We start from the raw sequence: 11,030 nt of genomic DNA, 5'->3' as shown, positions 1-11,030 counted from the left end.
GTCCGAACGTCACGGGGGCGTAGACCGGCGCCGCGAGCCGGCTGCTCCAGGAGGTCGATGGGCGTCGCCCTACTTCTTCGCCGCGTGGATCAGCGCGTCCCCGTCGGCGGGCCGCCCGGCGAGGTTCGCCGCGAGCCGGATGTCCTCGACCTCCATGGTCCGGGCCAGCGCGATCGCCTCGTGCACGCCGTCTCCGTCGCCGTGGTCGAGCATCGAGAGGAACCAGCGCACCGCCTGCACGGGATCGACCGGACCGCCGACGCCGTCCCTGCACCAGGCGGCCAGCACCGGCATCGCCTCCGCCGAGCCATGCTCTGCTGCGAGGGCGTAGAGCCGTCGCGCCTCCTCCTTGCCCTCAGCCCGCGATGCCAGCGCGACGGACGCTTCCGCCACACCGCCCGACGATGCCCGGCCCAGCAGTTCGATCACCCGCTCGTCGTCGCCGCCTTCCCGCCGCAGGATCGAGGCCAGGTTGAACGCCGCGAAGGCGTCCCCCGCCGCCGCGGCCCGTTCGAACAGCGAGCGTGCGCGCGCCGGGTCCCGCTCGACACCGGCACCCGAGGCCAGCATGTGCCCCAGTCCGCGCTGCCCCGCCGGCCAGTCACCTGCGGCGGACGCCTCGAACAAGCGGAGCGCGTTCGCGGTGTCGCCGAGCAGCTCCAGGCAGATGCCGCCGAGCAACGCCTGCGCGTCGTGCCTCCCCGCGGCGCACACCTCGTTCAGTTCAGGTAGCAGCTTCCGCAAGTCGTCCCAGGACTCGGACCTCCCGGACGTCACGAGCGCGAACAACTCCTCACAGCGCGCCACGACATCCGTTCGCCGATCACCCATCCGCTTCCTCCAACGCCCCGCCGTCGATCTGCCCGAGCTTACGAGGTGGCCGGCCCCGGGAGGTGCCCGCCACGCCACCCGTCAGGGGAACGTGTAAGTGCCGCTGGGATCGGTCACGCGGGTCGGGTGACCGGCCCGGCCCAATGCCGTGAAGAAGTCGAAGCAGTCGTCGCACATCGGCCTGGTGACGGTGATCGGCTCGCCGGGCCTCAGCACGTGGGCCTGCTTCTCGGCGTGCGACAGGAAGTACGCACCAGGACCCGCGTTGTTGTCCATCAAGTGGGGCACGCGTTCCTTGCCGATCGACTCCTGCACCTTGAGGACATCGTCGAGACTCGCCCGGACGAACCCCGCCGGCACCTTGCTGGCGTAGCCGCTGAGGGTGAAGTCGCCGCCCGCGTGGGCCGCGGTCTTGCTCTTGTCGAATTCGATGAAGCAGACGTCGCCGACGACGACGTCCTCGTTGTGCACCAGGAGGGCGACGCCACCCGCCACCACGAAGTACGTGTGGACGTGGTCGACCGTCAGGTCGTGGGTGCGCCGGACGGCACGGTGCGGTCGGACGGCATCGAGCTGGACGTGCGTGCCGGCGGACGTGCGGAGCAGGTCACCGGGCGTCAACCGACCCGCGTCGACCCAGCGGCCCGCGGTCACCGACCAGAACGGGTGGTTGCCCGTCGCCGTCACGGTGCTCGGTGCGCCGTTCGCGTCCCGCACAACCAGATCGACGTAGTTCTCGTCGTCGTCGGTGCGAATCGTGCGGACGACCTGCTGAGCCCCGGTACGCCCGGTCGCCGGATCGGTCGTCGCCACGGCGTCGCCCGGCACGACCCGCTCGATCGGCTTGGTCTCGCCACCCGCGAGCAGCACTCGGGTGCCGGCGACGAAGCTGTGCTTCTTGCAACCCCGGTCAGGCTTCTTCTTCGTAGCCGCTTTGGCCTTCGCGGCGAGTTGCTTGGCGCGTTCCGCCGCCTTCGCCGCGGCCTTCTTGGCCGCAGGGCGCCGATGACCACGGAGACGCAGGCGCCGATGTCGCCCTTGAGGCAGTTGACGATGTCGTTGATCCCCAGGAACTCCATGAGGATCTGGCCGCCCGCCTCCAGGATGACGTCGAGAAGGCTCTTGCTCTGGATCTGCTGCGCCTTGGCGACGTCCTCCGGGCTGGGGCCGGCCGGCTCGGTGGCGCCTGTCTCGGACGACGAGCCGCCGCCACCACCCGCGTCGACCACCGCGCCGGTGGGATCGGTGTAGGACAGCGGGTTGTTCTCGGCGTAGGCGTAGGAGGAGATGGCGGGCCCCGGTTGGGGCATGGGGTCGGTGCTGGTGAAGCGCCCGGTGTCGGGGTTGTAGTTGCGGGCACGGAGGTAGTAGTTGCCCTCACCCGAAGTCGGGTCCTGGTAGGCGCCGGTGTACCGCAGCGGGTTGGCCGGACCTGCCGGTTCCTGCGGCTTGAGGGTGTCGCCCTCGCGCGGGTTGCCGAACGGGTCGTAGTCGTAGCCCGCTTCCGGGACGCCGGACGGGCTGAGCATGTTGGCCGTGCCGCCCAGCCAGTCGTGCGTGTACGGGTGGGCGCCGGTGGCGGGGTCGAGCAGCGCCATCGGTTCGTCGTCGGGACCGTAGGTGAAGCCACGGCGTTCGGTGGTGGCGCCCGTGGCGTTGGTCGTGGTGTCGAGGACGATCTGGGGCAGGGTGCCGTTGACGTCCCAGGTCCAGCGCTGGGTGGTGGCGGCTTGCTCCTTGCCGGAGGTGGCGGCCAGGCGCAGGCCGGTGGCGTCGTAGGAGAACGCGGTGGTGCGGCCACCGGTGGTGGCGGTGGCCAGGGTGTTGTCGAGGTTGTAGGTGAAGGTGTCGCGGCCGGCCCTGGTCTGGTTGCCGTTGATGTCGTAGCCGTACTCGGTGACCGTGCCGGGCCACCCGCTCGCCTCGCCGTCCGGCGCGCTGCCGGCGCGGTGCGGGGTGACGATGCGCTTGATGAGCTGGTCGGCGGCGTCGTACTTGTAGAACGTCGTGTCGCTGCCGGCGTTGCCCGTGCGCTTCTGGGTGAGGCGGTTGCCGACCAGGTCGTAGCTGTAGTCGATGCGCCCGGCGGCCGGGGCGTCGACCCCGCAGTCGGCCGCGGCGTAGCAGGCGGAGGTGACGCGGTCGGCCGGGTCGTAGGCGTAGGCGACGGCCTCGGACACGCCACCGCGGGTCGTGGTGACCTTGATCGGGTTGCCCACGGGGTCGAGGTCGAGCTTGAAGGCCGAGATCGGGTCCTGGACGTCCACCCGCGGGCCGGTACCGGGCGTGCGGTCGGTGCCGATGGCGGTGAGGCGGCCCGCGTCGTCGTAGGTGCGGCGTTCGACCACGCCGGTGGCGACGGGCAGGGTGGTGCTGGTGCGGCGGCCGGCGACGTCGTAGCCGAACCGCCACGTGGCCGCGGCGGCCCCCGCGCTGCCACCGCTCACGGTCAGCTCGGACATCCTGCTGTCGGCGTCGTAGCCCCCGGTGACGCGGGTCCCGTCGGGGTACGCGCGGGTGGTGATGTTGCCGCGCTGGTCGTAGTCGTAGTCGAACGTCTCGGTCCGCCCGCCCGCCTCCTCACGGGTGACGCGGGTGATCTGGTCCTCGTCGTCGTAGGAGACCTTCCGCACGCCGAGCGGGTCGCCGTAGGCGGTGATGCGGTCCTTGGCGTCGTAGGCCCACGTGTACTTCGGTCCGCTGTCGCCGAGGGCGCGGCTGACCCGGCGGCCGACGATGTCGTAGGTGTCGACGATGGTCCGCTTGGCCCGTTCGGCGTCGCTGAGCCGTTCGTGCCCGCCCTTGGTGATGGCGGAGACGAGGTTGTTCTCCACGTCGTAGGTCGCCTCGACCTGGCGGCCGTTCGGGTCGGTGGTCGTGGTGGGTCGCCCGGCCCGGTCGTACTCGATGCGCCGCACGTGGTTGTTCGGGTCGCGGATCGCCTCGAGCATCCCGTCCGCGTAGTAGCGGTAGATGGTGGACTCGAGGCCCGGCGTGTGCGGGGCGAACTTGGCGTCCGGCGCGTGGACGCTCTGGATCTGGTTGTCCTCCCGGTACAGGTAGTTCGTGGTGTGGTTGTTGGCGTCGGTGACCGAGGTGAGCCGGTTGTTGGCGTCGTAGGTGGAGACGGTGGTGTGGTCGAGGGGGTCGATCACCTTGGTGCGGTTGCCCGCGAGGTCGTACTCGAAGTGGGTGGTGAACCGCTCCCGGTCGGCGCCCGCGACGTTGCCGCGCGGTTCGGTGGTGCTGAGCAGCAGGCCGTCGTCGCTGTAGGCCCACGTGGTGACGCCGCCGGTGGCGTTCTCCTGGCGGATCTTGTTGCCCGCCTCGTCGTAGGTCGACTTCGTGGTGTTGCGGCCGGCGTCGGTCTTCGACGTCTGCCTGCCGTTCCGGTCGTACCCCATGGACAGGTTGCGGCCGAGGGTGTCGGTGGTCGCGGTGACGTGGCCGCCGTTGTCCCGCTGGAACGTCGAGGGCTTGTTGAACTCGTCCACCGTGGACGTGGTGCGGTCCAGCTCGTCGACCTTGATGTCCTTGTGGACGACCTTGCCGCCCGGGTACGGGCGCGAGATGCGCACGAGGTTGTCGTTGGCGTCGTAGCGGTAGGTGGTGGTGAAGTCCGCTTCGACCGCGCCCGGCACGTTGCCGCGCGGCGAGATCGTCTGGTGCAGCAGGCCCTTGGCGTTGTAGCGGTACGAGGTGATGATGTCGGCCTCGTGGTGGCCCATCTCGATCCGGACCGACGCCCGGCGGCCAGCGTTGGTGTAGGTGATCGACTTGGTCTTGCGCGGATCGGTGACCTTCTCCAGCCGCCCGTTGTCGAGGTAGTGGTACTCGACCTTCACCTGCTCGGGGTTCACGGTGCTGCTGGTCCGGCCGACCTCGTCGTAGTGCGTTCGCCACGGGTGCCGCTTGCCCGGCTCGGACACCTCGACCACGCGGTCCTGCGCGTCGAAGCGGAAGTGGGTGGTGAACGCCCGGCGGTCGGCTCCCGCCACCGTCCCGCGCGGGTCGGTCGAGGCGATCCGGCGGCCGGTGGCGTCGTACTCGACCTCCGTGCGCCGCCCTTCGGGCGAGACGACGGCCGAGGGCAGCCCGGAGTTGGCCTGGCCGGCCGGGATGTACTCGTACCGGGTGACCTTGCCGCGCTGGTCGGTCGTCGTGGTGCGCAGGCCGCGCTCGTCGTAGGTGTGGCTGATCGAGTGGTTCTCGGCGTCGGTGCTGCGGACGAGCTCGTCGAACTCGTTGTAGGTGTTCTTCCAGACGTTGCCCCTGGCGTCGGTGAACTCGATCGGGTTGTTCCGCTCGTCGTACTTGGTCTTCTCGTCGAACCCCTGCGGAGCGACGCCCCGGGTCGGGTTGCCGTTCACGTCGTGCTGCGACTCGTGCTGGTTGTGGTTGCCGTTGACCAGCAGGTTGCGGTTGAGCGAGCCGTCGTAGCGGTGGTTGTCGGTGTCGCCGGCACCGCGCCTGCTGTAGAGCAGCACGTTGCCGCGGTACCCGTCGCGGGTCACGACGCCGTCCGCGTCGGTCGTGGTCGCCTCCTGCCCGGCCGCGTTCCAGGCGAACGCGGTGGCGTTGCCCATCGCGTCGAGCTGCCGCGACATGCGGCCGGCCGCGTCGTACTCGTTGCGGACCAACGTGGTGCGGTGCGGTTGCGGGTCCTGCACCTCGGTCAGCCGACCCTCGGCCGAGTAGGCGTAGCGCCACTGGCCGCCACGGGGGTCCTTGTAGACCGCGAGCCGTCCGGCTTCGTCGTAGTCGTAGTGCACCTTGCGGTGGTCGGGCAGCGTGATCGAACGGATCAGCCCGCCTTCGACCCGGGCACGCGCCACCCGACCGGACGGGTCGGTGACCGTGATCTCCCGCTCCCCGTACGCGAGCGACACACCCACGCCGCGCGGCGAGCGGACGGACACCAGGCGGCCCTCGGCGTCGAAGCCGTAGACCAGCTGGTTCACCGTGACCAGTTCCCAGCCCGCGTCGGTCTTCCGCAACGTCGAGCGCACACCCGGCGGACGCTTGTAGGCGCCGTCGACCAGCCGGTACAGCACGCTCGCGCCGTCGTCCGCCAGCACGATCGCGCCGTCGCCGGTCTGCGTCACGCGCATCCCGTAGGACCACGCCCACCCCGGACCGAACAACCCGGTCTGGGTCAGCGTGGAGGAGTAGACCCGGGTGGAGGAGAACGGGACGCCGAACGAGGCCATCGCCAGGTCCGGCTCGATGCGGGTGAACGCGCCGGTCGCCGTGTTCACGCCGTCGCCGCGGAACGCCTGCCGCGCGGCGGTCGTGCTCAACGCCGACCCGCAGCCGCAGCCGGACGTCTGCTCGACCGGGATCTCCGGCGGCACGACCGTCGTGCGCGGACGCGTGTTCGGCCCCGGCGCGGACACGACCTCTCCGCCCTCGTCCAGGATGGCCGCCAGCGTGACGAAGTACTCCTTGCCCGCGTCGAGAGCCCAGCCCTCGGCTGCGCCGAACGTGCGGCAGAACTGCCGCACGGCACCACACGGGGTCTGCAACTCCGAGCGCGGCAGCACCGTCGAGACCTGCTCGGTCCCCGTCGACGTCTCGTAAACCCGCGCACGCCAGGACGACCAGGCCCGGCCGCCTTCCCGCACGTCGAAGTAGGCCACCAGCGAGGTGTCGCCCAGCGCGAAACCGGACCGCGTCAGGACTCCGGCGAAGACCTCCTCCGCCGCGGCCTCCGTCTCGGCCGCCGCTTGTCCCGGCTTGCGCACCCGCTCCCAGTCCTGGGACGAGAGCCGCTCCGACCCGCCACCCGCCTTGACGCCCACGGGCACGACCGGCGGCCACTTGTCCGGCGGAACCGCCTCATCGGGGCGCGCGGACGCGGGCGCCGCCCTGTCCACCGGCCCCGCCCCCGCAGTCACCCCCGGCACGTCGGCCGCGACCGCGCGCGCCCACGTCACCGGTTGCAGCAGGCTCGCCGCCACCAGGGCCACGCAGACCGATGCCAGCCAACGGATCCGGCCCCTCCGGACAACGCTTCGTTCCGCCATCACTCCCCCGAATCCCGCACCGGATCGGTACGCAAATCGCGTGCAGCACAAAACCGGGCACGGCGCGACTGATCGAAACGGGCACGACACGTCGATTCAGCCGGCGCATGCCAGGACGTGAACGCAGGAAGGACTTCCCCCGAATCCGATGATGATCGATCAGGTCACCGATACAGCGGCGCTGTGCCATTGAAGCGGAAAAACGGCAACCGGAGACACATCCGACCGGGTGAATTCGCACTATTGGCCGGAATGATCAGGAATAACGGCCGAAATCGGTTCAGAAGGCCCGTGGCCTGCACGGACATTCCCTCACGGCGGTTATCGACAACCCCGGCGGCAACGTGCGACTCCTCGTGGACTGCCGATGCGGTGCCCCCACTGCCGCGGATCACCGATCCCGCGTCGGCCCTGGTGGCGACCGGGGACGTCGGCCGAGTTGTCATGACCCGAGCCCTCCGATCGCCGTCGACGATCCGCGGTTCGCACGGATCTGACACAGCCACGATCACCCCGACCGGGCACGATCACAAGAAAGGACACCGGTTCGGGTGGGTGAATCCGGGACCACGTGGGCGGAGGTCACGGCCGCGGGCTGCGGTGGTGGCAACCCGATCAACGTGCCGCCGTCGGTGAACGACGGCGGCGCTGGCCCGTGGCGGACGTCGCCCGGTCGACTACGCGCTGAAGGCGGTGGTGAACGCGGTGCCGTTGGCGGTCAGGGTCCGGGCGACCCGACCGGTGGACGGGGCCTGCACGACGAACTGGAACGGCACGGGTGCCGCCGACGCCGCCGACGTGGCCAGCACGCCGAGGCCCGTCGCCAGGACCTCGTCCGCCTCCTCGGCGAGCATTTCGTCGGCATCCTCGATCACGAGCAGATAGGCCTCGGCCGGCACCCAGCTCAGGTCCGACAGCACGTCGCGCAGCGCGTTCCAGTTGCCGCCGAAGTGCGCGGGGAACTGCAGCGCTGCCGCCAGCTCGTCGAACATCCCCTTCGCGGTCCGGCACCGGGAGCCCCGAATCCGGCGCACCGCCGCCGTCCGCCGCTCGATGGTCAGCTCGGCGGTGGTCCTGCCGAGGACGGCGTGGCTCGCGTCGGTCAGGTGGAAGCTCGGCGGTCCGGGGCGGAGGAGATCGGCGAGCCCGCTCATGTGATTCTCCTGAAGGTCTGGTAGTGGTCGTCGGTGTAGTACGTGTTGCCGTCGGAGCCGACCACCACCCGCTCGCCACCCCGCTCGTACGTGAAGGTGAACGGCCGGACGTCGTACTCCGAGTACTGGATCACCACGTGGGTGGTGTTGTCCACGAACGGGAGGATCATGGCGCCGCCGGTGTTGCCGAACGGCATCCCTCCGACGTAGCGATCGCGGACGAGACCACCGGGCAGTGGTGGGAGCGAATGCTCGCCCAACGGCGGCAGCGGCTCGGCGAGCACTTGGATCTGCCCGAAGGGCACCGGTTGGCCGACGGGGCCGAAATGCAAGTCGGTCAGCGCCACGGTTGCCCCACCCCAGACCGGATCGCCGTGCACGGCCGCGTACCTGAGGTTCACCAGGGACTGCCCACCGGCTCCGGTGAGGAAGAAGTCGATGCCCTGCCCCGAATCGGCGACCGTCTTGAGCAGCTTGCCCGCCAGTTCGGTGTTGCCCTGCAGAGCGGCTTGGCCCTGCGGGGCGGGCTGGCCCTGCGGTGCCGTCGCGCGGCACGCGTTGAGCACGTCGAGCAGCACGGCGCCCGCGGTCGTGGCGCTCGACATCAGCTGCGGCACCTCGGCGGGCAGGTCGGCGGCGTTCAGGAGGGTCTTGAGCGCGTTGGCGTCCGGTAACTGCTCCAGACCGCTCCGCAAGGCGCGCAGGAACTTCGTGATGCCCGGATCTCCCCGGTCGACGGCCGCGAGGAGGTCGTTCGGGATCTCGTCCACCGGCAGGGCACCGGGACGCCCGTTGAGGACGTCGAGGATGGCGGAGATGTCCCGGAGCCGGCCCGTGATCTCGGCGACGATCGCGTCGATGTTCACCCGCCGGGGGTCCGTGACGTGGTGGCCACCGACCGGCGGCACCGGCTTCGGCTCGGCGATCGCGCTTTGCAGCCGCAACCAGGCGATCCCGGTCAGGGGGTGGGTGTCCAGGGTGATCCCGCCACCGACCTTCGCGGCCAGCGACTCCAGGGGCACGAGCTGGTTCGCCACCTGCCGCGAAGCCGCCAGCGCGTCTTGGAGGTCCTTCACCGCCCGCTGCACGCGGACTTCCCGCTCCGCCAGCCTGATCAGGTTGTCCTTGAGGCTGTCCTTGATCTCGACGACCTCGTCGTCGAGCACCGTGGCCAGCCGGTGCACCTCGTCGCGGTCGAACACGACCTCGTCGACCACCTCGTTGGTGATCACGTCCGCGTCGTCGCGCTCGACGCTCTCGCCGAACACCGCGTTCAGCACGGCCTCGGCATCCTCCCTCATCCTGGTGATCCTGGCCTTGGGCGTCGGCGGCTGCGCCTGCTTCGGCTGCGCCTTCTTGGCCGGCCCCGGCTTGCCCTGAGCCTTGGGGGTGTTGGTGGACGTGTTCTTCTGCTTGCCCTCGTCGGGCTTCGTCGTCGGCTGCTTGCGCCTCTTCGGCGGCATCGCTGGTCCCCCTTCGTCGTCAGGCCGCTGCGGCCCGGTGAACCGGCACCAGGCCGAGGGCCGGGTGGGCCGCCGGCGAGCAGACCCGAGCGCCCCTCGCACATCGGCGAGGACTGGTCACGACGCACAGCGACCCCGCCCCCGAAGCCGACATCGCTGCACCCGGACCCACCGCTACGCCCTGCGAAGTATTTGGACCGGATGGCCGTGTGCGTCCGGGCGTCCGGGCGAACGCGGACGACCGCGGACGACCGCGCAATGATTGATCGCGGTCGGGCGCATGGACGGTACCGGTAGCCCGTTCAGGTGTCCGTTCCGGTGGTCCGGTGGCGGAACCGCTTTACTCGACGGGAAACCCGGCACGACCGGACAGCCGATCCCCGGAGCGGACCATGGGACCAGAACGGCAGAGACGATCACTGGTGGTCGTCGGGGCGCTCCTCGCGTCGGTGCTCGCGCCGGTCACCGCCTGCGCGACGACGCCGATCACGGAGTACGGCCCGGTTCCCTCGTCCCTGCCGGTCGGGGGCGTGTGCGAGGTGGAGTTCGACCGCAGCGGGGCGCTGTGGGTCGAGCAGTACCTGAGCAGCCAGGTCGCCCGGTTCGACCCGGCCTCCGGGCAGTTCACCAACTTCTCCACGCCGATGCCGCTGTCGGTGCCCGGCGGCATGGACCTGGACCCGGCGGGCGACCTGTGGATGCCCCAGGTGACGGGCAACAGCCTGCTCCGCGTCGACACCGCCGACGGCGGCATGACCGAGTTCCCGCTGCCGTGGGCGAACGCCTTCGCCACCCGACCGCTGGGCATCCCGCTGCACAGCGGCCTCGGGTTGGCCAACGACCTCGCCCGCGGACCGGACGACGCCCTGTGGTTCACGCTCGGCGGGCTGAACTCCATCGGCCGGTACGACCCGGCGACCGGTGACTGGAGCAAGTACGCCGTGCCGGGTGAGATCCTCGGCCAGGTCGGCGCGCTGTTCGGCATCATCAAGCCGGGGCCCGGTCGCACCGTGGTGTTCGACCTGCCGCAGCTGAACAAGGTCGCCACCCTCGACGTGGACACCCACCAGTTCACCCAGTACACGATGCCGACACCGGCCTCGTTCCCGGTCGGCGTGCGCACCGCCTCGGACGGCAGCATCTGGGTCGGCGAAGCCCTCGGCATGAAGATCGCCCGCATCGACGCCGGCAGCGGGCAGATCACCGAGTACCCGCTGCTGGGCGTCGACGGCCTGCTCACCGGCATCCTCGACGGGCTGGGCGTCGGCAGCATCGGCAACCCGCTGCCGATGCCCGGCCCCATCGCCGAGGCGAGCGACGGCAACATCTACTTCGCGGTCAGCTTCCCGGCGCTGTTCGGGCTGGGCAACCAGATCGCCCGGTTCGACCCCGTCACCCACGAGGTCCGCATGTGGAGCACGCCGTCGTCGGCCTCCTACCCCTGCGACATCAACGTCCACCAACCCGGCGCCGTCTGGTTCGGCCTCCTGACCACGAACAAGATCGGGAAGTTGGACATCGCCGCCACCTGACGGGAGACGAGGAGGCCGTCGACC

Annotated in this window: 6 protein-coding genes and 1 pseudogene; 1 reads left to right on the top strand and 6 read right to left on the bottom strand. The window is 70.5% G+C overall.

Annotation, left to right across the window (positions count from 1 at the left end):
• Positions 1-69: 69 nt before the first annotated feature.
• The 6 genes and pseudogenes from OQ02_RS35780 to OQ02_RS41660 all read right to left on the bottom strand — a co-directional run bounded on the left by OQ02_RS35780 (position 70) and on the right by OQ02_RS41660 (position 9,474).
• On the bottom strand, positions 70-831 hold the full coding sequence (locus OQ02_RS35780) for a tetratricopeptide repeat protein (RefSeq protein ID WP_081916178.1): 762 nt from the start codon (positions 829-831) through the stop codon (positions 70-72).
• A gap of 81 nt (positions 832-912) precedes the next feature.
• Positions 913-1,302, bottom strand: coding sequence for a hypothetical protein (locus tag OQ02_RS47325; RefSeq protein WP_442973729.1), 390 nt, complete (start codon positions 1,300-1,302; stop codon positions 913-915).
• A 51-nt stretch (positions 1,303-1,353) separates the two neighbouring features.
• Positions 1,354-1,620 (bottom strand): annotated as a pseudogene (locus OQ02_RS47320) (Hint domain-containing protein); the annotation flags it as partial.
• Positions 1,515-6,857 (bottom strand): RHS repeat-associated core domain-containing protein, encoded by a 5,343-nt coding sequence (locus OQ02_RS40430; RefSeq protein ID WP_442973728.1) that lies wholly within the window; start codon positions 6,855-6,857, stop codon positions 1,515-1,517. The gene OQ02_RS40430 and the pseudogene OQ02_RS47320, both read right to left, overlap by 106 nt.
• Positions 6,858-7,534: 677 nt before the next feature.
• Entirely contained in the window at positions 7,535-8,011 is a 477-nt protein-coding gene (locus tag OQ02_RS41665; RefSeq protein WP_051773203.1) for a barstar family protein, read from the bottom strand.
• Positions 8,008-9,474, bottom strand: a complete 1,467-nt coding sequence (locus OQ02_RS41660; RefSeq protein ID WP_051773202.1) for a ribonuclease domain-containing protein — start codon at positions 9,472-9,474, stop codon at positions 8,008-8,010. Before OQ02_RS41660 ends, OQ02_RS41665 begins: the two co-directional genes overlap by 4 nt.
• 392 nt (positions 9,475-9,866) lie before the next feature.
• Between OQ02_RS41660 and OQ02_RS35760 the strand changes: the two genes are divergently transcribed.
• On the top strand, positions 9,867-11,006 hold the full coding sequence (locus OQ02_RS35760; protein WP_033443087.1) for a Vgb family protein: 1,140 nt from the start codon (positions 9,867-9,869) through the stop codon (positions 11,004-11,006).
• Positions 11,007-11,030 lie beyond the last annotated feature (24 nt).

The sequence above is a fragment of the Saccharothrix sp. NRRL B-16314 genome, assembly GCF_000716595.1.
Lineage (GTDB): Bacteria > Actinomycetota > Actinomycetes > Mycobacteriales > Pseudonocardiaceae > Actinosynnema.
Note: the sequence above shows the minus strand (reverse complement) of the source record. Positions and strands in the feature narration are given on the sequence as shown.